At 66.1% G+C, this 23,685-nt stretch carries 23 protein-coding genes; 6 read left to right on the top strand and 17 right to left on the bottom strand.

Annotated features, from left to right (window positions below):
• Positions 1-43: 43 nt before the first annotated feature.
• Together Q0Q47_RS14645 and Q0Q47_RS14640 are read right to left on the bottom strand one after the other, a co-directional pair.
• Entirely contained in the window at positions 44-2,467 is a 2,424-nt protein-coding gene (locus tag Q0Q47_RS14645; RefSeq protein WP_293861063.1) for a penicillin-binding protein 1A, read from the bottom strand.
• A gap of 8 nt (positions 2,468-2,475) precedes the next feature.
• Positions 2,476-4,212 (bottom strand): penicillin-binding protein 2, encoded by a 1,737-nt coding sequence (locus Q0Q47_RS14640; RefSeq protein WP_293861060.1) that lies wholly within the window; start codon positions 4,210-4,212, stop codon positions 2,476-2,478.
• Between the two features lie 180 nt (positions 4,213-4,392).
• On the opposite strand from Q0Q47_RS14640, the gene Q0Q47_RS14635 reads away from it, so the two are divergent.
• On the top strand, positions 4,393-5,286 hold the full coding sequence (locus Q0Q47_RS14635; RefSeq protein WP_293861057.1) for a LysR family transcriptional regulator: 894 nt from the start codon (positions 4,393-4,395) through the stop codon (positions 5,284-5,286).
• Positions 5,287-5,458: 172 nt separating this feature from the next.
• Here Q0Q47_RS14635 and Q0Q47_RS14630 read toward each other — a convergent pair whose 3' ends face one another.
• From Q0Q47_RS14630 to Q0Q47_RS14585, 10 genes are all read right to left on the bottom strand, one after another.
• A complete protein-coding gene (locus Q0Q47_RS14630; RefSeq protein WP_293861054.1) occupies positions 5,459-6,562 on the bottom strand; it encodes an NADH:flavin oxidoreductase in 1,104 nt (367 codons plus the stop codon).
• Positions 6,552-7,181, bottom strand: coding sequence for a nuclear transport factor 2 family protein (locus Q0Q47_RS14625; protein ID WP_293861051.1), 630 nt, complete (start codon positions 7,179-7,181; stop codon positions 6,552-6,554). The genes Q0Q47_RS14630 and Q0Q47_RS14625 overlap by 11 nt, the downstream gene beginning before the upstream one ends.
• Before the next feature lie 206 nt (positions 7,182-7,387).
• Positions 7,388-7,804 carry a MaoC family dehydratase gene (locus Q0Q47_RS14620; protein WP_293861048.1) on the bottom strand — a complete coding sequence of 139 codons (417 nt, stop codon included), beginning with the start codon at positions 7,802-7,804 and terminating at the stop codon, positions 7,388-7,390.
• A 45-nt stretch (positions 7,805-7,849) separates the two neighbouring features.
• The gene (locus tag Q0Q47_RS14615) at positions 7,850-8,632 is read right to left on the bottom strand and encodes an SDR family oxidoreductase (RefSeq protein WP_293861045.1); all 783 of its coding nucleotides are present in this window, start codon (positions 8,630-8,632) and stop codon (positions 7,850-7,852) included.
• Positions 8,633-8,657: 25 nt separating this feature from the next.
• On the bottom strand, positions 8,658-9,431 hold the full coding sequence (locus tag Q0Q47_RS14610) for an enoyl-CoA hydratase family protein (protein WP_293861042.1): 774 nt from the start codon (positions 9,429-9,431) through the stop codon (positions 8,658-8,660).
• 12 nt (positions 9,432-9,443) lie between these two features.
• The gene (locus Q0Q47_RS14605; RefSeq protein ID WP_293861039.1) at positions 9,444-10,517 is read right to left on the bottom strand and encodes a nitronate monooxygenase family protein; all 1,074 of its coding nucleotides are present in this window, start codon (positions 10,515-10,517) and stop codon (positions 9,444-9,446) included.
• Between the two features lie 81 nt (positions 10,518-10,598).
• Positions 10,599-11,363, bottom strand: coding sequence for an SDR family oxidoreductase (locus Q0Q47_RS14600; protein ID WP_293861036.1), 765 nt, complete (start codon positions 11,361-11,363; stop codon positions 10,599-10,601).
• Between the two features lie 18 nt (positions 11,364-11,381).
• Positions 11,382-11,924, bottom strand: a complete 543-nt coding sequence (locus Q0Q47_RS14595) for a nuclear transport factor 2 family protein (RefSeq protein ID WP_293861033.1) — start codon at positions 11,922-11,924, stop codon at positions 11,382-11,384.
• Positions 11,924-13,111 carry an acyl-CoA dehydrogenase family protein gene (locus Q0Q47_RS14590; protein WP_293861030.1) on the bottom strand — a complete coding sequence of 396 codons (1,188 nt, stop codon included), beginning with the start codon at positions 13,109-13,111 and terminating at the stop codon, positions 11,924-11,926. The genes Q0Q47_RS14595 and Q0Q47_RS14590 overlap by 1 nt, the downstream gene beginning before the upstream one ends.
• A complete protein-coding gene (locus Q0Q47_RS14585; protein WP_293861129.1) occupies positions 13,108-14,235 on the bottom strand; it encodes an acyl-CoA dehydrogenase family protein in 1,128 nt (375 codons plus the stop codon). The genes Q0Q47_RS14590 and Q0Q47_RS14585 overlap by 4 nt, the downstream gene beginning before the upstream one ends.
• Before the next feature lie 213 nt (positions 14,236-14,448).
• Between Q0Q47_RS14585 and Q0Q47_RS14580 the strand changes: the two genes are divergently transcribed.
• From Q0Q47_RS14580 to Q0Q47_RS14570, 3 genes are all read left to right on the top strand, one after another.
• Positions 14,449-14,943, top strand: a complete 495-nt coding sequence (locus Q0Q47_RS14580; protein WP_293861027.1) for a nuclear transport factor 2 family protein — start codon at positions 14,449-14,451, stop codon at positions 14,941-14,943.
• Between the two features lie 3 nt (positions 14,944-14,946).
• Positions 14,947-15,822, top strand: a complete 876-nt coding sequence (locus tag Q0Q47_RS14575) for an SDR family NAD(P)-dependent oxidoreductase (protein ID WP_293861024.1) — start codon at positions 14,947-14,949, stop codon at positions 15,820-15,822.
• Between the two features lie 160 nt (positions 15,823-15,982).
• Complete coding sequence (locus tag Q0Q47_RS14570; protein ID WP_293861021.1) at positions 15,983-16,702, top strand: TetR/AcrR family transcriptional regulator; 720 nt, start codon at positions 15,983-15,985, stop codon at positions 16,700-16,702.
• 4 nt (positions 16,703-16,706) lie between these two features.
• On the opposite strand, the gene Q0Q47_RS14565 is transcribed toward Q0Q47_RS14570, so the two are convergent.
• From Q0Q47_RS14565 to Q0Q47_RS14550, 4 genes are all read right to left on the bottom strand, one after another.
• Positions 16,707-17,294 carry a VOC family protein gene (locus Q0Q47_RS14565; RefSeq protein WP_293861018.1) on the bottom strand — a complete coding sequence of 196 codons (588 nt, stop codon included), beginning with the start codon at positions 17,292-17,294 and terminating at the stop codon, positions 16,707-16,709.
• Between the two features lie 13 nt (positions 17,295-17,307).
• Positions 17,308-18,513 carry an acetyl-CoA C-acyltransferase gene (locus tag Q0Q47_RS14560; RefSeq protein ID WP_293861126.1) on the bottom strand — a complete coding sequence of 402 codons (1,206 nt, stop codon included), beginning with the start codon at positions 18,511-18,513 and terminating at the stop codon, positions 17,308-17,310.
• Between the two features lie 315 nt (positions 18,514-18,828).
• Positions 18,829-19,587, bottom strand: a complete 759-nt coding sequence (locus Q0Q47_RS14555) for an SDR family NAD(P)-dependent oxidoreductase (RefSeq protein WP_293861015.1) — start codon at positions 19,585-19,587, stop codon at positions 18,829-18,831.
• 5 nt (positions 19,588-19,592) lie between these two features.
• Positions 19,593-20,543, bottom strand: coding sequence for an NAD(P)-dependent oxidoreductase (locus Q0Q47_RS14550; RefSeq protein ID WP_293861012.1), 951 nt, complete (start codon positions 20,541-20,543; stop codon positions 19,593-19,595).
• Positions 20,544-20,725: 182 nt separating this feature from the next.
• On the opposite strand from Q0Q47_RS14550, the gene Q0Q47_RS14545 reads away from it, so the two are divergent.
• Entirely contained in the window at positions 20,726-21,481 is a 756-nt protein-coding gene (locus Q0Q47_RS14545) for an SDR family NAD(P)-dependent oxidoreductase (RefSeq protein WP_293861009.1), read from the top strand.
• 21 nt (positions 21,482-21,502) lie between these two features.
• Here the strand turns inward: Q0Q47_RS14545 and Q0Q47_RS14540 are convergent, their stop codons facing one another.
• Positions 21,503-21,958 carry a nuclear transport factor 2 family protein gene (locus Q0Q47_RS14540; RefSeq protein WP_293861006.1) on the bottom strand — a complete coding sequence of 152 codons (456 nt, stop codon included), beginning with the start codon at positions 21,956-21,958 and terminating at the stop codon, positions 21,503-21,505.
• A gap of 185 nt (positions 21,959-22,143) precedes the next feature.
• On the opposite strand from Q0Q47_RS14540, the gene Q0Q47_RS14535 reads away from it, so the two are divergent.
• A complete protein-coding gene (locus Q0Q47_RS14535) occupies positions 22,144-23,682 on the top strand; it encodes a class I adenylate-forming enzyme family protein (protein WP_367278252.1) in 1,539 nt (512 codons plus the stop codon).
• Positions 23,683-23,685 lie beyond the last annotated feature (3 nt).

Below are 23,685 nucleotides of genomic sequence, written 5' to 3'. Positions count from 1 at the left end.
TTTGCGCGAGTGGCGATCGACCTACGGGAAATCAGTCCTGCGATTAGTAGAGCCCACCTGACCCCGATGTAAGCGTTCCACTCGCCTGCCAGGGAGGAGCAATGCTGGGTACAGAGTACGTATCGGGAGGCGCGGTTCCTGGTTTGAAGGCTTCCAAGATGGCGGTATTGCCATTGGCTCGCATTCCGGTCTGCGGATCGACGTGGATAAGTTTGATGCCCGGAGGGACGCGGAACGGCGTCGCCGGCTTATCCTTCAGGGCAGCCGTCATGAAATCGCGGAAGATCGGAGCGGCATACTGAGCAGCGCCAGCTGAAGTGCCAAGAGACTTTGGTGTGTCGTAGCCCATGAAGACTCCCACCGCCAGATCAGGTGAAAAGCCTACAAACCACAAATCTTTGGCGTCATTGGTCGTTCCCGTCTTGCCCGCCAAGGGTTTGCCGACCGAACTCACCACTCTGCCTGTTCCCGACTGAACAACGCCCTCGAGAATTGAAACCATTTGATATGCTGTAAGCGGGTCGAGAACTTGAGCGCTGTTGTCTGTAATCTTCGGTTCTGCTTGGCCAGTCCATGCGTCGGCGCTACAGGCTTCACAGACGCGCTGATCGTATCGAAAAATTGTCCGGCCGTGCCGATCCTGGATCCGATCTACGAGTGTCGGGCGGATGCGCCGGCCCCCGTTGACCAGCATGGAATAGGCGGCCGTCATACGCATGACCGTCGTCTCGCCGGCCCCGAGAGACATGGAGAGCAACGGCTGCATGTCGTCGTAGATACCGAAACGACGTGCATATTCGGCGATCAGCGGCATGCCGATGTCGTTGGCCAACCGCACCGTCATTTGATTTTTTGAGAACTGGATCCCGTACCGGAGTGTGTGCGGACCGGTCGACTTCCCGTTGGAGTTCTCCGGGCGCCATATGCCGACACCCGGCCCCTGATCAATTTCGATCGGAGTATCCATTACGATGGTGGAAGGGGTGTAGCCGTTGTCCAAAGCCGCGGCATAGACGAACGGTTTGAAGGACGACCCAGGCTGGCGGAAGGCTTGGGTCGCGCGATTGAAGACCGACTCGTTAGAACTAAACCCTCCGATCATCGCCAGCACGCGTCCAGAGAACGGCTCCATGGCAACGATGGCGCCATTCACCAGCGGCAGCTGACGCAGCCGAACTTGGCCAGCATGTCCGGCCATGGGCTCGACATAAACCACGTCCCCGACAGAAACGGCTTGGGAGGCCTGCTTTCGGCCAGTCCAACTGAAGCCCTCTCCAGATAGCGTCACCACCTCGCGTGCGGCACTCAACTGGCCAGAGCCGTCCCGAAGCGGGTGGAGTCCAAGCTTGGCGCTACTGGCACTGACGTCCAACACCACGGCGAGACGCCAAGGAGCGATGTCGCTCAAGACACGTTGCGCCCCAATCGCGAGGCCCCAATCCGTCCCGGTCAGCGCAATATGATCAATGGGTCCCCGCCACCCGCGAGTTTCGTCGTAACGAACCAGCCCATCTACGAGCGCCTTGCGTGCTTGAAGCTGCATTTGCGGATCAATGGTTGACCGCACCGACAGCCCACCCTCAAGCAGCTTTTTCTCGCCATAGCGATCTTGGAGTTCGCGGCGAATCTCTTCCACGAAATAACTTGCACCAATGTTGGTAGCGGAAACCGTTCGGGAATGGACATCCAGCGGCTGCTTCTTCGCAACGTCCGCAGTCACGCGGTCGACGTAGCCGTTCTCGACCATACGATCGAGGACGTAGTTGCGGCGCTCTAGGGCTCGGTCTCTGTTTCGAAAAGGATGCAGATCACTCGGCGCTTTCGGGAGTGCTGCCAAATAAGCAACCTCGTGCAGCGTCAACTCGTCGACCGACTTGTCGAAATACGCGAGCGCCGCAGCGGCCACACCGTAGCTGCCCTGTCCAGGTAACGGGGCGCCCAAGTATATCTCGTTCAAGTACAGTTCAAGAATCTTGTCCTTGGAATAGATCTTCTCAAGCTTCAGCGCGACCAAGGCCTCCCGGATCTTGCGATCCAGTGACTGCTCAGAACCGACTAAGAAGATTTTGGCAACCTGCTGCGTGATCGTCGACGCTCCTTGTGGGCGCCGGTTGCCGCCCCGGTTTCGGAAGTTCGCGATTGCGGCTCGGGCCAGGCCTTCCGGATCAACCCCAATATGCGTGTAGAAATTCTTGTCCTCGGCCGAGATGAAGGCCTTAATCATAAGCTTGGGAACTGCCTGAATCGGCAGATAGAGGCGGCGTTCGCGAGCAAATTCAGCAATGACGCGGCCGTCGCCAGCATGCACGCGGGTCATCACCGGGGGCTCATAATCCCGCAGCTGAGCAGTGTCCGGCAGATCGCGCGAGAAATGCCAGACAAGAACTCCCAACGCTGAACTGCCGATGACAAAGGCGATTGCGCCGGCCGCAAACAGCCAACCGAAGAATCTCATGATGTACCGCATCTGCTGCGTCAGCCTTGAGTGCCCCAGGCATGAAGGCGCTCCATCGTCGGGAAAGGTGCCATGGGCGGGTTGAACCGAGGCGCCAGGAGCATGGGCGCGACCCGTTCGATAACGTGCCCGGTGACCGCTCCCGAGTTCCAGGCCGCGGCGGCTTGGCCGAAGGTTTCCGGAATGCCTTGAGGTTCGTCCATTACTGTCAGAAACAGGTACTTGGGCGCGTCCGCCGGTACGATCGCCATGAACGTCGTGAACAGCCTGTCGTGAGCGTAGCGGCCATTGATCACCTTCTCGGCCGTGCCCGTCTTGCCGCCGACGAAATAGCCCGGCACCGCGGCTCTGGAGGCGGAGCCTTTGACGGCGTTCAGCCTCATGACGTAGCGCAGCGCCTCGCTTGTCTCCGGCTTCACCACCTGCTGCGCCTGCTCTGACGCCTCTGGTGTACTCCGCTTGAGGAAGGTCGGACGGATCAGCTTCCCCCCGTTGACCAGGGCTCCGACAGCCATCACGGCCTGGAGCGGGGCGACGGCCAGGCCATGCCCGAACGCAATGGTCATCGTGTTGAGCTCACCCCAGCGCGAGGGCACGATGGGAGCAGCGCTTTCGGGCAGTTCGGTCCGGAGACGATCCAGCATGCCCATCTTGCGCAAGAACTCCTGATGTCCCTGCACGCCCACCATCAGGGCCATCTTGGCCGAACCAATGTTGGATGAGTGCACGAACACCTCGGGAACGGTGAGGCTGCGGCCGGTGCCGTGATACTCATGGATCGTCTGCTTGCCCCAGCGAAGGACACCCGTACTGGTGTCGAAGGTCGAGTTGATCCCCACCTTGCCGGAATCCAGCGCCATCGCTGTCGTCAGCGCCTTCAGCGTGGAGCCCATCTCGAACACGCCCACGTTGATGCGGTTGATGCGGGCCGGGTCGAGTGCATCGGCGGGGTTGAAGGGATCGAAGTCCGGCAGTGAGGAGAGGGCCAGCACCTCGCCGCTGTTGACGTCGTAAACGACGCCCGCCGCGGCAGCCGCCTTGTACTTCCGCAGACCTTTCTCGAGCTCTTCCTGCAACGCATGCTGAACTCGCAAGTCCAGCGATAGCGTCACCGGCTTCAGATCTCCTCTTTCGATGTTGAGACCGGCTCTGCTCAGATCGTCGAGTCCGTGGGTGTCGAGGTATTTCTCGATTCCGGCAATACCTGTGCCGTCGATGTTTGTGGCCCCAAGCACATGGGCGGCCAGCCGACCATTGGGATAGACCCGCTTGCTCTCGGGCCAGAAACCGACGCCAGGAATGCCCAGTCGATGCACTTCAGCCTGCTGCCGGGGTGTCACGTGGCGGGCAATCCAGGCAAATGCCTTCTTGGATGCAAGCTTCGCGCGCAGATCGCTGGCGTTCAGATCAGGGAAGACGCCGTTCAAAAGCTCGGATGCCTCATCGGGATCAACAATGTTGCGTGGCTCGGCAAAGATTGAAGCTGTGCTGACGCTCGTTGCGAGAAGCTGTCCGTTCCGGTCCACGATGTCGGGACGCAGAGCAACCACGCCAGGGCCGCTCCGCGTTCTCGCCTCACGTGCGAGGTCCGGTGAGAGACCTAACGCCATGAGGCGCCCTGCGATGACCAGGAAGACGACTGTGAACGCTATGGAGATCAGGCCAATTCTGGGTCCAGTCTTCGCCCCATCGATGTAAAACAGACCGCGTGGCAGAGTTTCTGCCAGCCTTTTTTCATTTTCATCCAAGATCGACATGCGTAGATCGGTGGGTTCGCTGAGTATTACATGAATTCGTGGAGCGGGTATGCTCCCCGCGAATTCCCAGTGCATGGAGTTCCGAGCGTCCGGAGAGCTTTCACGGCGCTGCGTTGACGGTTAGCCAGGAGAGGCCTATCCGTCCAATTGATTTATTGGGTAAAAGCATAAGGTCATGTTATGCGAGTGACTCTTCGGCAGCTCGAGGCTTTTGCGACGGTGGCGAAGCTCTCCAGCGTGACGGCCGCTGCGGAACGAATGGGACTGAGCCAGCCTGCCGTCAGCAGTCTCCTCAGGGAGTTGGAGCGAGCCTGCGGGGACATTCCCCTTCTCGACCGATCGAAACGTGTCATTCGCCTCACGGAAGCCGGACGCGAAACGCTGCGGCGAGCCGAACTGATTCTTGGAGAAACGGCGACCCTGATTGAGGAGCTTAGGGGCTTGCAGGAGGGGCACGTCGGTAGCGTCAGCCTCGCCTGCACGGCGGCTGTCGCGAGCTCGATCCTGCCGAAGATGCTCCGCCAGTTCAGGGCGCACTATCCGCGCTGGCGATTTGTCATCCACGATATTCTCCCGCAGGATCTCGTCGATACGGTCCTGAATGGCAGCGCCGACTTTGGCATTGGGACTGTTGCGTCTCATCCCGACCTCGACAGCGTCCGTCTCTCGTCAGACGTCGTCAGTCTCGTCGTTCCCGCACAATCCGCCCTGGCGGACCGGAAGAGCTTGCGATGGGATGAGCTTGTCGGACTGCCGACCATAGCGATGCGCAAGAGCAATGTCGTGAGGCCCATTCTGGATGGGATCCTTGCCGCACACGGGACGGACTTCCAGCCTCTGATTGAGGTCTCGCTGCTCTCGACCGCTCTGGCGCTTGCATCCGAGGGACAGGGATATGCAATCCTGCCCGCGTTTCTGATCCCGGAACAACTGCGCGCTGGGTTGTCCGTCGTGCCCCTCACTGACCCGATAATAGAACGGCCGCTGTCCCTCTTCTCCAGGAAAGGTCGGGTTCTCTCACCAGCCGCGGAGCGCTTTCACGAAATCGTCAGCAAGACCTTTGAGGGTTCCTGAAGTCGGTAGGCTCCCAGCGAACCACCGTTCCGCCACCGGAGCCGGCCCCGGAGTGCAGCCGGTGCCTCCTCCGTCGTCCTTTGGCTCTACGGACCGGCCGACGATCCCTTGGCGACGCCGGCTGCGGGACGGACCAATTGCGGCAGCCTGGGGGATTTCACCAGGACCTGGGCTAGACCAGCCCGGCCAGCGCGTCCTTGTCATACCCGACCATCTCCGACAGCCGGCCGTCGCGCAGCTTGATGGCCCATTCGGCATCGGCGAGCAACGCACGCCCCACGGCGAGCAGGTCGAACTCGCCACGCTCCAGGGGACCCTTGATCACGTCGAGCGATGCTGGCGCTGCAGCGCCCAGCCCGGGCCGAGACAGGCCGACCCCGCCGACGGCGATCACGGGCCTGCCGCTCAGCTTCCGCGTCCAGCCGGCGAGGGTCAACTCTGAGCCTTCGAAGGCCGGTTCCCAGGCCCGCCGCGTCGAGCCATGGAAGATCGACACGCCGGCGTCGACCAGCGGCTCGAGGATCTCGGCGAGTTCGCCCGGAGTATCGGCCAGGCGGGCCGCGTAGTCCTGCTGCTTCCACTGGGAGAAGCGGAAGGAGATGGGGTAGTCTGGCCCGACCCGATCGCGGATGGCCGACACGACCTCGACCGCGAAGCGCGTGCGCGCCCGCCGGTCCCCGCCATAGCGATCGGTCCTCCGGTTCGTGGCCGACCACAGGAATTCGTCGATCAGGTAACCGTGGGCCCCGTGGATCTCGACGCCGTCGAAGCCGAGGGTGCGCGCGTCCTCGGCCGCCCGTGCGTAGGACTCGATCACCGCTGCGATGTGGGCCTCTGACATGGCCGCCGTGGCCTCGGGGTGACCCGTGAAGGCATTGAGGTTCTCGGACGGCCCCCATCCGGGTACCCCCGGCTCTGGCCCCATCCAGGACTGGCGGAAGCTGCCCGTGTGCCAGAGCTGGGGAAACATGCGGCCGCCCGCGCCGTGCACGGCATCGATGACCCTCTTCCAGCCGGCGAGCGCCTCGCCGTGGAAGACCGGAACCTTGTCGTAGCTGGCGGCGCTCGGGTGCCCGACATAGGTCCCCTCGCTGATGATCAGTCCCACCGCAGCAGCGGCCCGCCTCCGGTAATAGGCGGCGACCTCCTCGGTCGGACATCCGTCCGGGCAGGAATAGCGGGACATCGGCGCCATGACGATCCGGCTCGCCAGGTCCAGACCCGCGACGGACGTGGGACGAAAAAGGCCGTCGAGGACTGTTGCGTCAGCGGACACGCTGGCCTCGGATCTCCCGCCCCGCCCGCATCGTCTCGATGAACGCCTCGAGGGGGGCCGGCTCGCCGATCGGTTCGGAGGGCGCGCCCTTGCGGCTCCAGTACGTTTCCCAGCTCGGGAAGAGATCGTGGAAGGACCCCTCGTACGGCTCCCGTCCCGGCCAGCGCATCTTGCGCGAGCCGATCGGCGGGCGGTTCAGGTCGGTCGCGTACCAGTAGAGCGGTTGCCGCTTCGCGAAGCACCAGCGGCCGTCCACGCGCCGATAATGGTCGTAGTACATCATCTGCATGATGACCCATTCGGCCCCGGTCTCGTGCTCGTTCTTCGAGTAGACGACACCGACGGCCTCCTCGGTCCCGATGAACTCGATGATCGTCGTTCCGACGTGGTGCGACGTGCCGTCGAACTGGCGGCGCATGGTGTCGTCGAGCCAGTCGCGGAGCGCCTGGCGACCGGACGAGCCGCGTCCGACCTTCACGTCGGGCACGAAAAGATTGGCCATGGCGTCCATGTCGCGCATGTCGAGCGCGAGGGAATATTTCGAGATGAGCTGGCGGATTTCGTCGCGGGACTCGATGCGGTCGAGTCGCCTGAGGATCTCTGCTTGCACGTCGTCCATGGCCACCCTCTTCAGAGCCGTCGTGTCTTTCGCATCAGGACTGCCAGTCCAGTTCAGGCCCATCTCTCAGCCGTCATCCCCGGGCTTCGGCCCGGGGATCCACGACTTTGCCGGGGCCACTCTCAAGTCGTGGATGGCCGGGCCGAGCCCGGCCATGACGTGGAGAGGGTGGCGCAAGCTGGACCGGGAAAGCCATTCACGAACTCTCAGAAGTAGAAGCGGCCGACGATGTCCGCCACGCAGCCGGGCTTCGCCTGCCCTTCGATTTCCATCGTGATCCGCACCGTCGTCTGCACCGCGTTGCCGTCCAGCAGATCGGCCCTGACGAGTTCGCCGACGGCCCGGATCCGCGAGCCCACGGGCACGGGCGCGGGAAACCGCAGCCTGTCGGCACCGTAGTTGATGCCCATGGTCATGCCTTCGGCACGGATGAGATCCGGCAGGACCATGTTGATCAGCGAGAAGGTCAGGTAGCCGTGCGCCACCGTCCGCCCGAAGGGCCCGTCCTTGGCGCGCAGGGGGTCCACGTGGATCCACTGGAAGTCGCCCGTGGCCTTCGCGAAGCGGTCGATCCGCTCCTGGTCGATCGCGATCCATGGGCTCGCCCCGAGCGCGGTTCCCACCGCAGCGACCGCCTCCGATGGAGAGCGAAAGACGAGCCCCACGTCTCAGGCCCTCTGGCTGGAGACGGACACGACCTCGCCCGTCATGTAGCCGGAGTAGTCGCTGGCCAGGAACATCATCACGTTGGCGACCTCCCACACTTCGGCAGCCCGGCCGAAGGCTTCCTGCGCAGCCAGGGCCTCGAGTTCGCCGGGGCCGGCGGCCTTTTTCAGGAATTCGTGCATGGCGATGGAGGGCGACACGGCATTGATGCGGATGCCGTGCTCCGCGGCCTCGAGGGCGCTGCACCGGGTGAAGGCCATGACGCCGGCCTTGGCAGCCGCATAATGGGATTGGCCCTTCTGGGCCCGCCAGCCCAGGACGGACGCATTGTTCACGATCACGCCGCGCCGGCGAGGGATCATCTTGCGCAGGGCGGCACGGGTCATCCGCATCGTGCCGGTGAGGGTCACGTCGAGCACCAGGTCCCACTCCTGGTCGGTCATCTCGACGACGGGCTTCAGCCCACCCATGCCCGCATTGTTGATGAGGACGTCGATGCCGCCCAGTTCGGCCTCTGCAGCCTCGACGAGCGCCTGGACGTCGTCCTCGCGGGTGACGTTGCACAGGCGCGAATGGACGGACGGGCTACCGGGCAGTGCGCGCAGCTTGTCGGCCGCTTCGCCCAGCCGGCGCTCGTGGATGTCCGAGATCATGATGGCCCGGCATCCCTCTTCCACCGTCCGCCGCGCCGCGGCGAAGCCGATGCCGACGCCTGCGGCTGCCGTGATGAGGACGGTGCGGCCGGACAGAAGGCCATGGCCCTCCACGTAGCGCGGTTGCAGCATGCCAGTCGATCTCCCGTTGCCGCCCTCAGCGGGCGCCCTTTGCCTTGTCGAAGTCGGCGTCGCGCTTGGCCACGAAGGCGTCCCGCGCCTCTTGGGACTCTGCGGTGAGATAGGCTTGCGCCGTGAAGCCCTGTTCCCAGCGGTACTTGTGCTCGAGGTCGCCGTCCTCGATGCCGTTCAGGGCCTCCTTGGCGAGGCGGATGATGGTCGCGCTCTTCGACGCGATCTTCGCGGCGATGGCCATTGCGGCGGCACGGAGCTCGTCGCGCGGGACGACCTTCTCGACCGCCCCGAGCCGGTGCGCCTCGGCCGCGTCGATGGGCTCGCCGGTGAAGTACATCTGCCGGACTTTCTGGACCGGGAACAGCCGCTGAAGGTGGGCGCCGGCCCCGAGTGCGCCCCGGTCGACCTCGGGGACGCCGAAGGTCGCATCGGGCGAGCAGACGATGACGTCCGCCGAGCCGCAGATCCCGATGCCGCCGCCCAGGATATAGCCGTGGGCCGCGACGATGACGGGTTTCAGGCCGCGGTGGATGGCCCGGAAAGTCTCCCAGTTTCCGGCATTCACCTCGGGAATTCTCTCGGGGTGCCGCTGCAGTTCCTTGATGTCGACGCCGGCGCAGAAGCCACGGCCCTCGGCACGGATGACGATGACCCGTACGTCCGGATGCCTCTGCAGCGCGTCGATTTCTTCCGAGAAGCTGCGCCAGCCGATGCTGTCGAGCGCATTGACCGGTGGGTTCTCGATCACGAGTTCCGCGATGCCGTTCTCGATGGCGGTCCAGAATTGCTTGGCCATGCCCGTTCTCCCTCAAGCCACCGGCGCCAGCGACGACACCGCCGAAAGGCGTCCCACGGCCTCGCGAACGATGCGCGAGACCAGGTCCTCACAGCTCTCGAGGCGGTCGATCATGGCCGCGGCCTGTCCGCCCGGGAGCAGCCCGTGGTCCGGATCGCCGGACACGACGCCACGCTGCACGAGGGTGGGAAGGTTCGGGGCCATCACCGTCTGGGCAAACGTCGTGTCGCCGTTCGAGAGCACCTTCACGGCCAGCTTGGCCATGTCCAGCGCGCCAAGGCCCGACTGGCGCCCCCAGCGTCGGGCATACGCGATGCTCATCGCAAGGCGCGCCGGCATCGACATGCCCTCCAGTCGCCGGATCTCGTCGTTCTCGATGAAGCGCTGGGGCAGTCCGTCGACGGCGGTCGTCACGCGGATGACCGTAGGATCCTTGGTCGCGAGATAGCGGTCGAGGGCAGACCTCGGAACGGGTGAATCGGTGGTCATGAGGAAGCGCGTTCCCATCGCGATGCCGACGGCCCCGTAGGCCAGCGCCGCGGCCAGGCCGCGACCGTCGAACATGCCGCCGGCCGCCACGACCGGGACCTTCACCGCGTCCAGAACCTGCGGGAGAAGAATGGTCGTCGGCACGGCGCCCGTGTGGCCGCCGCCCTCTCCTCCCTGGACGGTCACGATGTCCGCCCCGAGTTCGACGGCCTTGACCGCGTGCTTCACGGCGCCGACGGTGGGCATGCAGACGACGCCTGCATCCTTCAACCGGCGGATCACCTTGGCGTCCGGCCCGCGGCCATAGCTCACGGCGCGGACCCCGTGCTTGATCACCCCGGCGATCACCTCCTCGGCGTTCGGCTGGAACATGTGGAAGTTGACGCCGAAGGGGCGATCCGTGAGCGCCTTGATCGCCAGCAGTTCCTTCTCGACCTCCCCGGGCTCGGTGGTCGCACCCGCGTAGAATCCGAAGCCGCCGGCGTTGCAGGTCGCAGCCGTCAGCCTCGCGTCCGCCACCCAGCCCATGGCGGTCTGGACGATCGGATAGCGACAGCCCAGCCTGTCGCACAGAAGCGTGTGGAGTTCTGCGGTCATCGGCCCTGCGCCCGTAACGTCATGCCCTGTCCCTTGGCCCCATCGCAGGGGGCCAACATCGTCCGAATGAGGTACGGCCGGTCAGTAGAAGACCCTGCCGCCGTTGACCATCAGTGTCTGCCCGGTGATGAAGCGCGCCTTGTCGCTCGACAGGAAGACGACCGCGTTCGCGATGTCCTCCGGATCGCAGAGTTCTCCCATGGGGATGGCGTTGCGGGCCCGCTCGTAGGAGTCCTTCGGGATGCGCTGCATGGCCCGCGTCTTCGTTGGCCCGGGACAGACGGCATTGACGTTGACGCCGAACGGTCCCAGTTCGCGGGCCAGCGCGCGGGTGAAGCCCAGCACGCCGGACTTGGCCGCGGCGTAGTCGACGCAGCCGATGTCGCCGTTCATGGCCGAGTCCGAGGAGATCGAGACGATCTTGCCCGTCCGCCGCTCCCGCATCGCCTCCACGACCTGGCGCGAACACATCAACGTCGTCATGAGGGAGACGTCGACGACGAAGCGCAGCGTCTCCGGCTTCGCCAGCCAGAACTCCGAATAGTTCTCGCGTGCGGTCTGGCCGATGTTGTTGAGCAGGATGTCGACGGGTCCGAGCGTTTCACGGACATTGGCGAAGGCGGAGACCACCCGGTCTAGGTCCGTCATGTCGCCGACCACCGACGTCACGCGAGCGCCTGCGGAGCGGAGCATGTCAGCCGTCTCGGCGAGCGCATCGGCCTCGCGGTCCAGGATGCCGAGATCGGCCCCCTCCCGGGCGTAAGCGAGCGCACAGGCCCGCCCGATCCCGTTGCCGGCGCCCGTGACCACGGCGACCTTGCCCTTGAACTCTGCCTCGCTCGCCATCGCGGTCGCTCCTTCGTTTCATTCCGTGGGGTTTGCCCGGCCGAACCACCGCAGGGCGTGGTAGGACAGGTCGTCGGGCCCCGCTCGCCCTGGCGGGCTTCCGGCCGCGAAGTCCTGGTACGCCTGCGCCGAGACCTCGCGTTTCACGGCCCAGTCGAGCGTGATCGAACGGCTCAGGAATCGCCACGCTCCGCCGGCCTTGCGGTAGCGGTCGAGGCTCCGGCTGCCCGTGACGATCTCATGGGGCGCGTCGCCGCCGGTGCGGTGGTAGTTCAGCTTGTGAACCTCACCCTCGGCCTCGTCGCCCCTGACCTCGAACAGCGCGTGCACAACGTAGTGAACGGTCGTGTCATAGGCCGAGACCGCCCGGCGGACGAAGGCGACATACTCGTCCGGGCCGCCCTGGAACATGTCGCCGTGTTTCTCGTAAGCCTCGTCGTCGTAGAGGCTGCGCAGCAACCCGAAGTCCCGCCGGTCGACGGCCCGCGAATAGGTGACCACGAGGCGGTGCAGGGCCTCGCGGGCGGTCAGCTCCTCCATCGTCGCCGGCACGATGCCCATCAGCGACCTCCCGTTCCGCGCGGCTCGCGGGGCATTCCCAGGCCCTGCTCGGCGAGGATGTTGAGCTGGATCTCGTTGGTGCCGCCGTAGATCGTGTCCGCGCGGCTGAAGAGGAACAGTTGCCTCAGCCGGTCCCGCCGCGGGTCGGCGTCCTCGATCGTCGCGACGGGGCCCATGACGTCCATCGCCAGGCGGCCGAGATCGCGATGCCAGTTGGACCAGTGGTACTTGTAGCCGAGGGCCTCGATGCGGGCCTCGGCGTCGGTGCCCTCGGCGAGCACCCGCATGGCGAGGTAGCGCATGGCCCGCAAGCCCACCCAGGCGCGCGCGATCCGCTGGCGGATGACGGGCGACCGGTCGGCACCCGTTTCGCGGGCGATCTCGCAGACGAGGTCGAGCTCCTGTGCGAAGGCCATCTGCTGGCCCAGCGTGCTGATTCCGCGCTCGAACCCCAGGAGGGCCATGCCGATGGACCACCCCTCTCCCGGTTGGCCGACGACGTCGCGCGCCTTCGCCCGCGCCCCGTCGAAGAACACCGCGTTGAACTCGGTGCCCCCGCCGATCTGGCGGATCGGTTGGATCTCCACGCCCGGCTGGTCGAGCCGCATCAGCAGGAAGATCAGGCCCTTCCGCCCGACCGATCCCTCCTCGCACCGTGCCAGGACGAAGATCCAGTCGGAAAGATGCGCGAGCGACGTCCAGACCTTCTGTCCGTGGACGACCCAGTCGCCGGTCGCGGCATCGAGCCGGGCGCGGGTTGACAGGCTGGCGAGGTCGGATCCGGCCGAAGGTTCGGAGTAGCCCTGGCACCAGAAATCGGTTCCGGCACGGATGCCCGGCAGGAAGCGTCTTTGCTGGTCCTCGGTGCCGAAAGCCAGCAGCGTGGGCCCCACCAGGCCTTCCCCGATGTGACCCAGGCGCCCGGGCCCGCCGGCCCGGGCGTACTCCTCCTGGAACGCGACCTGCTCCGCGACGGAAAGGCCGCGGCCGCCCCATGCCTCCGGCCAGCCCGGGCACGTCCACCGGCCGGCGGCGAGTTCGCGCTCCCACTCCTTGCGAAGCTCCGGCAAGGCGTCACCGTCGCCGGCGTGGCCGCGATGCTTCAACGGCAGGAAGCGCCCGACGAGGTGGGTCTCCATCCAGTGGCGGACCTCGGCCCTGAGGGCCGCGACGGGATCCTGGCTCATGACCCCACTCCCGCGCGCAAGACGATGTCGGCGATGGTGGAGAGATGCTCGTCCTGCCGGCCCAGCAGCATGGCGCTGGCCTGGGCCCGCTTGAAGTAGAGGTGCGGGTCGTACTCCCAGGTGAACCCGACGCCGCCATGCAGTTGGATCGCCTCCTCGGCGGCCCGGAAGGCGAGGTCGGTTGCAAGCGCCCGCGCCCCAAGGGCTTCGAGAAGCCGTTCCTGCGGCGATGCGGAGACGGCGTTCGCGGCGGCCCCGTAGACCATAGCCCGGGCTTCGGCGAGATCGATCTCCAGGCGGGCGCACCGATGCTTGATGGCCTGGAAGGAGGCGATGGTCCGGCCGAACTGCACCCGGTCGGCGATGTACGCGAGCGTGACGTCCATGGCCCCGCGGGCAGCCCCGACCTCTTCGGCGGCCAGGGCGAGTTGCGCCGTCGCGACGACCTTGGTCCAGTCGTCCTCCGAGAGGTCGCCCCGATCGATCCGCGCCATCGCCGGGACGTGCGACAGATCGAGTTCGCCGTAGGAACGGGTGCCGTCGAGACTGCGGACTCTGCGAACCTCGACGCCCTGTCCAGGTCGCAGTGCGAACAAGGCACGCCCTGTGCCCATGCGTGCAATGACGAGAAGGAGGTCCGCCACGGGTGCGTCGATCAAGGGCCCCACACGACCCGACAACCGATAGCCCTCGTTTTCGGTCTCGGCCGCGATGCCCATGAGCCCGGAGGCATCGGAAATCCCGGGCGCGGCAACCGCCGCGATGGTTTCACCGGCCGCGATACGGGGCAGCCACGTCTCGCACGCTTCAGGCGTCGAGACGTGGGCCAGCAACGCCACGGCGAAGGCGGCCGTCGACCAGAGCGGGACCGGGGCCAGACGACGCCCCGCCGCTTCCATCAGGATGACGGTTTCGACGGCGCCGAGGCCGAGGCCGCGAGACTGTTCCGGAACGGTCAGCGAGCACCAGCCGAGGTCACCGGCCACCCTGGCCCAGAGCTGGGCATCGTGCCCCAGGTCGTGGCTGAGGACCTCGCGGATGCGCGCCGAGTCGGCCATCTCGGCAAAGAGCCGGGCCGCCTCGTCACGGATCATCACCTGGTCTTCCGACAGAACGAGGCTCATCTCGGGCTGGGTACCTCTCTGACCGTCCACCTCATTCGTGGGCCACGGTCGGGACACACCATCGATCCCACGGGTTCAAGGCCCTCGACATCGTCCAATCGAGGGATGAGGCGCCGGTGCCATGGGGGCGGCTCAAAATGCGGCGGCATCCTACAAATGAACGATGGAGAACCTCCGGCCATCGGCAATGCTCGTCGTCGAGAGGGTCCGACCGTGACGCAAGCATCCACCATCGAAGCGCGACTCGCCAGCATCGAGCGTCGGCTGGGCGTGGCGGAAGACCGTCTGGCGATCTACGACCTGATTGCGCGCTATGGTCCCGCGGTGGATTCACGACGAGCCGCTGCGACCGGCGCCTTGTGGACGGACGACGGTACCTACGATTTCGGCGCGACGCCCCTGTCGGGCAGCGCCGACATCGGGGCGCTCGTCGACCGGGAGCCGCACGTCTCCTATGTGGAGAGCGGCTGCGCCCACGTCATGAGCCTTCCCGTCGTTGTCGTCGACGGTGACCACGCACGGGCCACGGGCTATTCGCGCGTCTACGTGCACGACGAGGGTCGCTGGATCGTGCTTCGGGCCAGCGCCAACCACTGGTCGTTCGTCCGTTCCGACAAGGGCTGGCGGGTCCAGAGCCGCGTCAATCGCCTCCTGGACGGTAACCGGGCTGGGCGGGACATCCTGTCGCTCGCCGACGACGAGGAGTGAGCGATGAAGCCCCTGTCCGGCAAGAGGATCGTGATCACGGGGGCCGGCGGCGGCCTCGGCGCCGCCTATGCGAGCCACGCGGCATCGCTGGGTGCCGCGGTGATCGTGAACGACATCGATCCGCAGGCCGCAAACGGGACCGCCGAAACGATCGTAGCCGCCGGGGGACAGGCCATCGCCCATGCGGGCGATATCTCGAACTGGGACTTTGCCGAGACCTTGATGGACTCGTGCATCGATCATTTCGGTGGCCTGGACGGCTTGATCAACAATGCCGGCATCCTCCGGCCCGCCCTGATCGCCGACATCACCGAGAGGGATGTCCGTCGCATGGTCGAGATCAACCTGGTCGGCACCATCGCCTGCGCGCGCGCGGCCGCCATTCGCATGAGGCAGCCGGGGCGCGGCAGCATCGTGAACGTCGCGTCGGGCTCCCAGGCCGGCGACATCGGGCTCGGCGCCTATGGCGCGACCAAGGCCGGCGTTGCGGCATTCACCTTCAGCATGGCCATGGAGCTTCGCGACTCGGGAGTACGGGTGAATGCCCTGTCGCCGCTGGCCGAGACGGCCATGGCCAAGCAGAACGCCCATCTCATGGCCATGCAGTCGGCCAGCCGCGACGTCCGCTACACCAAGCTGCCGGACCCCGGCATCAACGCGCCGGTGGCGTGCTACCTCCTCTCCGACGAGGCCGACCAGGTCCACGGGCAGGTCGTGCGGATCGCGGGGCGCCAGTTGTCGTTCGTCACCCACCCCACGATCGCGGCTCCGGTGATCGAGGGGGACTGGACGTTCGAGACTGTGGCTCACTGTTTTGCGACCGTGCTCAAGGGTCGTCAGCAAAAGCTGGGCTTGACGTTTTCGGGGCAGTTGTCATGAAGCGCAGCAGGATGCCGAGCGATGGCCGTTGGTCGGCGTTGTCAGGATGTTGTAGGTCACCGCGCCAACGTGGTCGTGGATCGCCGCGCTGCCGCGCGAAAGACGGGAAGGACAGGTCGTGAATCGTCCGGAGACTATCCTGGATAACGCGCCATCCTCCGTGGAGGCGCCCGAGGTCCTGCATCGTGGCACGGAGGCCCGCAACGGCTCCAATCCGCGCAAGGAGCTCGTCCGCGAGCAGTTGATCGACATCGCCGCGCAGCTCTTCGACAGCAAGGGCTACGCGCAGACCAGCATCAACGACATTGCGAGCGCCATCGGCCTGGGACGCTCGGCCGTGTATCACTACTTCCGCAACAAGGAAGAGATCCTCGCCGCGCTCGTCGAGGCCGAGGCGCTCGAACCGTCGCACCAGTTGCAGGAGTTGATCGAGCAGCGGGACCTGACGCCGAGCCAGCGCCTGCGCCTGGCCATCGTCGACGGCATCAAGCGTCGCCTCACCTCCGGATCGCGCTTCCTGCTGCTGTCCAGGCTGGAGGCGCAGATCCCGGAGGAACTCGGCCCCCTCTACAACCAGGGTCGCCGGGACATCTACGACTTCTACGTCCGCTGCATCTCGGACGGGATTGCCCGCGGCGAGTTCCGCCCAACGGATCCCAAGATCGCGGCGTTCGCGGTGATCGGCATGGCCAACTGGACGTCACGCTGGTATTCGCCCCATGGAGCCCTGAGCCCGCAGGAGATCGGCGAGATCATCGCGGATTTCGCCATGCACGGCCTGACGGCCCGCGACAGTGCCGTGACCGACGAAACGGGCGTCAGGGCCGCCCTTCAATCGATGCGCGAACAGATCGACTGGCTCGAGAAGAAGCTGACCTGACCCTTCAGCCCTGCATCGGCTTCTTGTCGGCGAGGAAATCCGCATAGGTGTCGTAGCGGATCAGCGGATCGCCACCGCTCCACGCGGCAATGCGGTCGAAGACGGCCTGGCGGGCCGCCTTCCAGCGCGGCGGCGATAGCTCGAGCATCGGCCCGAAGAGCGTCGGCGAGCGATAGTAGACGATGGGTTTGACCTCCCCCGGCACCGGGATCACGAATTCGCTGACATAGCCGGCCGCCTCCACGCGACGGCACGCCTCATCGTGGTCATGGACCCAGTAGCCAAGGTGCTGCAGGCCCTCATGCCCCGCGTCGAGGAACTCCCGATAGGGCGACGGTGCGTCGTTGACCTGCTGGATCAGCTCGATCTGCACGTCGCCGACATAGCCGAAGGCGAGCCGGGTCTCGACACGGACGGTCTCGCCCCGGAAGAACGAAGGATTGGGCGGCCTGCCCGTGCCCTTGTCGAGGAAGAGCCAGGGGCCGATGCCCATCTCCAGCCAATGCCGGACGGCGGCATCGAGGTCCCGAACCACGAAGCCGAGCTGGGTCGACGGTCCCAGGACGGGATTGAACGGCGGGCTACTGACCATCGCTCCGACCACCTCAGGAATAGATCTCGAACAGGCCGGCGGCTCCCATGCCCCCGCCCACGCACATGGTCACGACGCCATAGCGCGCCTTGCGCCGGCGCCCCTCGACCAAAACGTGCGCCGCCGTGCGGGCGCCGGTCATCCCGAACGGATGCCCTATGGCGATCGCGCCCCCATCGACGTTCAGCTTCGCGGGATCGATGCCCAGCGTGTCGCGGCAGTAGAGAGCCTGGCTGGCGAACGCTTCGTTGAGCTCCCACAGGTCGATGTCCTGCACGCTCAGGCCATGCTGGCGCAGCAGCTTGGGAACGGCGAACACGGGCCCTATGCCCATCTCCTCCGGCGGGCAGCCGGCCACCGCCATCCCGCGAAACGCACCCAGCGGCTGCAGGCTCCGGCGGGACGCCTCGCCCGCCTCCATCAGGACGAGCGCTGCCGCACCGTCCGACAGCTGCGACGCATTCCCCGCCGTGATGAATTCACCGGTCTTGACGACTTCGCCATCGGCAAAGACCGGCTTCAACTTGGCCAGGCCCTCGAGCGTCGTGTCGGCCCTGAACCCCTCGTCCTGCGCCAGCGTCACGTCCTCGTAGCGCGTCTCGTTGGTCTCCCGGTCGACGATCGCCTTGCGCGACGTCATGGGCGCGAGTTCCTGGCTGAAACGGCCGGCCGCATGGGCCGCGGCCGTCCGCAGCTGGCTTTCGACCGAGAACCGGTCCTGGGCCTCGCGGCTGATGCCGTATTTGCGCGCGACGATCTCGGCTGTCTCGATCATCGTCATGTACATGTGGGGCCATGCCCGCACGACCGTCTCGGAGCGATTGCGATAGACGTTCTTGTGCTTGTTCTGGGTCAGGCTGATGGATTCCACCCCGCCCGCAACCACGACCTGCATGCCGTCGTGGGCGATCTGCCGCGCCCCGATCGCGATCGCCATCAGGCCCGAAGAACACATGCGGTCCACCGTCATGCCGGACACCGACGTCGGCATGCCGGCCGACGCGGCGGTGAGACGCCCGATGTTGTAGCCCTGGGTGCCCTGCTGGGCAGAGCAGCCCATCACCACGTCCTCGACCGCCGCGGGCTCGACGCCGGCACGCGCGAGGGCCTCGCGTGCCACATGGCCAGACAATGCCGGCGCCTCGGTATCATTGAATGCGCCGCGGAACGCCTTTCCGATAGGCGTACGCGCGACCGAAACGATCACGGCTTCCCGCAAGGTCGATCTCCGAGTGTTCCAGGCCTTCGCACCACGAGAGGCCCGATCCTGAAACGGGTAAGCAACACGTCCCGCAGCGGCATCGTCTGAAAGGACTAACGGGGGTGTAGCAGAGGGTTGCGGCACGTGACTGCGATCATTCACCAGTCCAGCCTGCACCACCCTCTCCGCGTCATGGCCGGGCTTGGCCCGGCCATCCACGACTTGAGGATGGCCCCAGCAAAGTCGTGGATGCCCGGGCCAAGCCCGGGCATGACGGCTGAGGGGGGCGCGCGAACTGGACTGACACTTATCGAAACGGCTACCCCGCCCCTCTCAGGAAATCAGGATGCCGCTGTCGACGCAGACCATCTGGCCGGTGGTTCGGCGGGACTCGTCCGAGGCGAGGAAGACGGCCGCGCTGGCCACGTCCTCGGGCTCGCTCAGCCCGAGCAGATAGGCACGTTTCTGGGCCTCGAGATGGGGCTCGGTCGCGAAGAAATTCAGCACGCGCTCCGTGGCGACGGCGCCGGGAACGATGCAGTTCACCCGGATCTTGTCCGCAGCGTACTCCACGGCCATCGAGCGCGTGAGGCTGATCACGCCGCCCTTCGCCGCGGAATAGGCGTCGCGGTTGGGAACGCCCATGGCGCCCATGATCGAGGATGTATTGATCACGCTTCCGCCGCCCGCACGGATCAGGTGCGGGATTCCGTAGTGGCAGCAGTTCCAGGTCCCGAACAGGTCGAGGCGGATGGTCTGCCAGAACACGTCGGATGGCGTCTTCGTGACGGGGCCGTCCTTCGGGGACGATCCCCCGGCATTGTTGTAGAGGATGTCGAGCCGACCGAAGGTGGCTACCGTGTTCTGCAGCGCTGCCTCGACGGAAGCTTCGTCCGTGACGTCGGTGTGGACGAAGATCGCCGAACCGCCCGATGCGAGAATGGATGCGGCGATGGCCTCGCCCTCTGCCCGCCGGCGACCGGCGACCGCCACGCGGGCGCCTTCGGCCGCAAAGCGACGACAGGCGACCTCGCCGATCCCGCCGGTTCCGCCCGTGATGAAGGCCACTTTCCCGTCCAGCCTCGATACCATGTCGTTCATCTCCCGGGCGATTGACGGACAGCGCCGGTGGCGGCGCCGACCTGGGCGCCGACCTGGGCGACGATCTCGCCCACGGCTCGGCGCACGTCGCGGCGACCATAGCCTAGTCTGGCAGTCTCGGCCGGCTCCGGCTCGTAGGCCAGAACGCTGCCGCGGCCCGGCACGATGAACGCGTCTGGCAGAAACGGGTGCTCCTCGTCCCGGGTCTCGAGCCGAACCGACGAGCCGGCGGCATCGAAGAACATCTGGAAGAAGTCCCTGAAGCTCAGGTTCTCGTCGCCAACGAGATAGGCCCGGCCGGATTCGGCGTGATGCAGGGCACCCGCGATCGCCTCGCACAGAGACCGCACGGACATGTAGTTGGTCCCGCCGGGTGGGGCGAAGAGCGGAATGTCGGGACGGTTGCCGCTCGCCCAGGCGAGGAGGTTCTCGTACCGCCTCGCCGGCACTCCCGGCAGCATGCCCACGATGGAAGGCGGATTGAGAGTGGAGACGTTGAACTGCGCGGTGGCCAGGGCCCGTGCGCCCTCGTCCGCAAGCTGGCGGGCGCGCACATAGGCGTTCGTCGCGGCGAGCCGGGGCATGGCCTGATGATAGTAGCTGCCGATATGGACCACGCGCGAGACCCCCGCCTCCCGGGCCCGCTTCACGAAGCGAGGCACGCCCTCGATTTGCGTGTCGGCCCAGAAGGCATTTTCGTCGACACCGGAGCGCAGGTGGCGGATGTCGTTGCCGGCCGCGAACACGATCCCGTCGAACGGAGCGAGATCCTCCGGCAGGAAGGCATCGCGCGTGTAGTCACGCAACAGGCATGGCAGCCCGGCGATCGGCGTTTCGGGGGCCGGTGGCTTGCGAGCACCGAGGACCACCTCGTGGCCCTGCGCGACGAGGTGGAGGGCGGCGTGCCCGCCGATCATGCCGGTGCCGCCGACGATCAGGATGTTCATGGAGTTTCCAAGCTGCAGTTCCGCACCAGGCAAGCACGAGGCAGCTCCCCCGACATCGTCCGCTTCGACTAGGACAGGCCACAGATGCGAAACGACGCCGTCGGGCGCACTAGTGCAAACAGACGATGCCGGCTGTCCCGACGCACCGGACTCTCGGGACAGATTCCGGTGGGATGACGCGCGTGAACGACCGTCTCAAGGACAGGGCCATCCTCGTGACCGGCGCAGCCGGAGCGATCGGCCGCGCGACCGCGGAGCGCCTGTCGATTGAAGGCGCGCGCCTCGTCCTGGCCGACCGCCCCGGGACGCCCCTCGAGCAGATCTGCACCGAGTTGGGGAAGGGCCATTCCGCAGCGTTCTATGATGCCGCGGCTTCCGGTTCGGGCGAGACTCTGGTGCAGGGTGCGGTGGCGGCCCTGGGGCGCCTCGACGGGGTCTGCAACATCGCGGGCGTCTACGGGAAGGCGAGGTCGACGGACGTCACCGACGTGGACTGGAACCTCTGCCTTCAGGTCAACCTGACAAGCGCCTTCACGATTGCCCGTGGCGCCATTCCTCATCTGGCGCGCACCCGCGGCTGCGTGGTGAGCACCTCGTCCCTCGCGGCCCTCGAGGGCCTGGCCTACTCGACGGCCTACGCCGTGGCGAAGGCGGGCATCATCGCGATGACGAAATCCCTGGCGGCCGAGTACGCATCCGCGGGGATCCGCTTCAACGCCGTCTGTCCCGGCGCGATACGCTCGGGCATGAGCGCTGCGAAGCCCGTGCCGGACGCGGATCCGGATCTCACGTTCCGTCGATCCAAGCTCCTGGGTTTCGAGGGCGGACTTGGCGAGCCCCGCGATGCGGCGGCGGCCTTCGCGTATCTCGTCTCGGACGATGCCAGGTTCGTATCCGGATCAGTTCTGGTGGTGGACGGAGCCCAGTTCCAGATCTGAATTCCGTCACGCACGAGCCCGTCAGCCCGCGTCGGCCGGGCGATGGGATCGGCCAGTCGGGTAGGTGGCATCGCCGACCAACACCAGCACGCGGTGGGCGATCAGCCAGGCACCCTCGACGTCTTCGAAGATGTCCTCGTAGCGGATGGTCATCTCGTAGCAGAGGTCCTGGCCGGCCTTGTCGCGATAGTAGTGGCGCGCATGGGTGTAGGTGTGCGCCGTCGCGCGGCTCCCCTCGACGACGGGCACCAGTCCGACGACCGCGTGATGCGTGCGCTCATAAAGCCGACGCATCATGGGCGGGACGGACGCCAGCTGCTCGCGACCGGAAAACCGCCCTCGGGGAGCCTCGAGAATGCCCCCCGGCGTGAACTGCGCCGCGAACATATCCGCGTCGCCACGGTCGACGGCCATGGCGTAGCGCTCCGCGGTGGCCCGCATGGACCAGGTGGCCAGGAGTTCTTCGTGTCCGGACATCGACGATCTCCATGCTCGATCTGGCTTCAGGCTAGGAGACCGCCCGCCCCGGTCATCGTCCGCTTGGAGTAACCGGTCAGGCCGGCTACCACATACAGACGATGCGTAGGTCGCGCCGCTGGCCGTCTCATCGCGCCGGCGGAGATCCCGCATCGCCCCCGCATCGTCCCAAGGCTGAAGGCCCGATGGATTACCTGTCCCAAATACTCGCAAGCACCGTCAGGCGCGTGCCGTCACGGCCCTTCATCGTCACAGACACGCAGACGCTGACCTATGCCGAGTTCGCGGCGCAAACGGCGCAGCTCGCCGCCATCCTGCGACAGCGCGGCATCGGCAAGGGCGACCGGGTGGGCCTCTATCTGCCCAGCACCCCGCTCATGGCCGTGGCCTTCTGGGCATGCCAGCGGCTCGGAGCCATCCCCGCGCCGATCAGCGCCATGTTCCGCCATGCCGAACTGCGCACCATCATCGCGCATACGGCGATGAAGGCCGTGATCGCCGACGCCTCGACCTGGAGCTACTTCGCGGAGATCCGGCACGAGTTCGCCTCCCTCACGCAGTGCCTCGTGGCGACGGGCGACGGCAGCGGCGACGACCTCGTCGCCCTGATGGCGGCCGCGCCGAAGCAGTTCGAGGACGTCGCGTGCGAACCCGGCGATATCGCCTGCCTGTTCTTCACGTCGGGCACGACCGGGAGCCCGAAGGGCACGGCGCAGCCGCACGCCAGCATCCTGTCGACGCTGCGCGACATGTTCGTCTCCCATCGCAACCGCTTCGGGCGGGAGGTCTATGTCTGCGCCGTTCCGCTGTTCACGAACTTCGGTCTCAACGTCACGCTGAACCTCTGCCTCTTCGGCGGCGGCACGATCGTGCTGCACGAGCGGTGGGACACGCAGCGCGTCCTGACGGACATCGAGCGCCATGGCGGGACCTATTTCGGCGGGACGCCGACGATGTATGTCTACATCGTCAACGAGTTCGATCCGGCACGCCACGACCTGACCTCGCTACGGATCTGCACGACCGGCGGCGCACCCGTCCCGCAAAGCGTGATCCAGCGATTCGAGCAGCTCAGCGGCGCGCGCGTCACCCAGGTCTACGGCTCGACGGAGACCTGCGGGCAGAACGTGATGGAGCCGACACTCGGCGTCCGCAAGCGGGGGTCTGCGGGGCTACCGGTGGGCAGTTCGCGCATCACGGTGGTCGATGATCACGACCGGGAGGTCGCGCCCGGCGAAATCGGAGAGGTCATCATCGGCGGGGACTGCGTCGCGGCAGGCTACTGGCAGAACGAGGAGGCGACGAAGGCCGCGTTCACGCCGGACGGCTGGCGTTCCGGCGACCTCGGCTATGTCGACGAGGACGGCTATCTCTTCATCGTCGACAGGAAGAAGGACGTCATCATCGCCGGCGGGCACAACATCTACCCGCTCGAGATCGAGACGGTGCTGTACCAGCATCCCGCCGTTGCGGTGTGTGCCGTCGTTGGCGTGCCCGAGGAGGCCCGGGGCGAGATTCCCGTCGCCGTCGTCGTGCGCAACCCGGGCGTCGTCGTCGAGGCGCGAGACCTCGAGGGGCACTGCCGCGAGAGCCTGGCCGCGTTCAAGGTTCCCCGCGCCTTCCACTTCATCGACGAGATGCCGGTGGAAGCCGCCAAGATCCGCAAGCGTGACCTCGTGGCTGCTCTGCGCGAGGGAAACCTCGACCGCTTCCGGAGGCGCTGAGCC

This window comes from uncultured Alsobacter sp. (genome assembly GCF_945952055.1).
Classification (GTDB): domain Bacteria; phylum Pseudomonadota; class Alphaproteobacteria; order Rhizobiales; family Beijerinckiaceae; genus Alsobacter.
The sequence above is the reverse complement of the archived record's forward strand: the minus strand, read 5'-3'. Positions and strand labels throughout refer to the sequence as shown.

Bases quoted from the DNA above. Each gene is read 5' to 3' on its own strand.
- Q0Q47_RS14575 (WP_293861024.1), top strand. From the start codon at position 14,947: ATGAAGCCCCTGTCCGGCAAGAGGATCGTGATCACGGGGGCCGGCGGC.
- Q0Q47_RS14585 (WP_293861129.1), bottom strand. From the start codon at position 14,235: ATGAGCCTCGTTCTGTCGGAAGACCAGGTGATGATCCGTGACGAGGCG.
- Q0Q47_RS14540 (WP_293861006.1), bottom strand. From the start codon at position 21,958: ATGTCCGGACACGAAGAACTCCTGGCCACCTGGTCCATGCGGGCCACC.
- Q0Q47_RS14625 (WP_293861051.1), bottom strand. From the start codon at position 7,181: ATGGACGACGTGCAAGCAGAGATCCTCAGGCGACTCGACCGCATCGAG.
- Q0Q47_RS14645 (WP_293861063.1), bottom strand. From the start codon at position 2,467: ATGCGGTACATCATGAGATTCTTCGGTTGGCTGTTTGCGGCCGGCGCA.
- Q0Q47_RS14535 (WP_367278252.1), top strand. From the start codon at position 22,144: ATGGATTACCTGTCCCAAATACTCGCAAGCACCGTCAGGCGCGTGCCG.
- Q0Q47_RS14595 (WP_293861033.1), bottom strand. From the start codon at position 11,924: ATGGGCATCGTGCCGGCGACGATGGAGGAGCTGACCGCCCGCGAGGCC.
- Q0Q47_RS14600 (WP_293861036.1), bottom strand. From the start codon at position 11,363: ATGGCGAGCGAGGCAGAGTTCAAGGGCAAGGTCGCCGTGGTCACGGGC.
- Q0Q47_RS14605 (WP_293861039.1), bottom strand. From the start codon at position 10,517: ATGACCGCAGAACTCCACACGCTTCTGTGCGACAGGCTGGGCTGTCGC.
- Q0Q47_RS14640 (WP_293861060.1), bottom strand. From the start codon at position 4,212: ATGTCGATCTTGGATGAAAATGAAAAAAGGCTGGCAGAAACTCTGCCA.
- Q0Q47_RS14565 (WP_293861018.1), bottom strand. From the start codon at position 17,294: ATGGTCAGTAGCCCGCCGTTCAATCCCGTCCTGGGACCGTCGACCCAG.
- Q0Q47_RS14610 (WP_293861042.1), bottom strand. From the start codon at position 9,431: ATGGCCAAGCAATTCTGGACCGCCATCGAGAACGGCATCGCGGAACTC.
- Q0Q47_RS14615 (WP_293861045.1), bottom strand. From the start codon at position 8,632: ATGCTGCAACCGCGCTACGTGGAGGGCCATGGCCTTCTGTCCGGCCGC.
- Q0Q47_RS14635 (WP_293861057.1), top strand. From the start codon at position 4,393: ATGCGAGTGACTCTTCGGCAGCTCGAGGCTTTTGCGACGGTGGCGAAG.
- Q0Q47_RS14555 (WP_293861015.1), bottom strand. From the start codon at position 19,587: ATGGTATCGAGGCTGGACGGGAAAGTGGCCTTCATCACGGGCGGAACC.
- Q0Q47_RS14550 (WP_293861012.1), bottom strand. From the start codon at position 20,543: ATGAACATCCTGATCGTCGGCGGCACCGGCATGATCGGCGGGCACGCC.
- Q0Q47_RS14590 (WP_293861030.1), bottom strand. From the start codon at position 13,111: ATGAGCCAGGATCCCGTCGCGGCCCTCAGGGCCGAGGTCCGCCACTGG.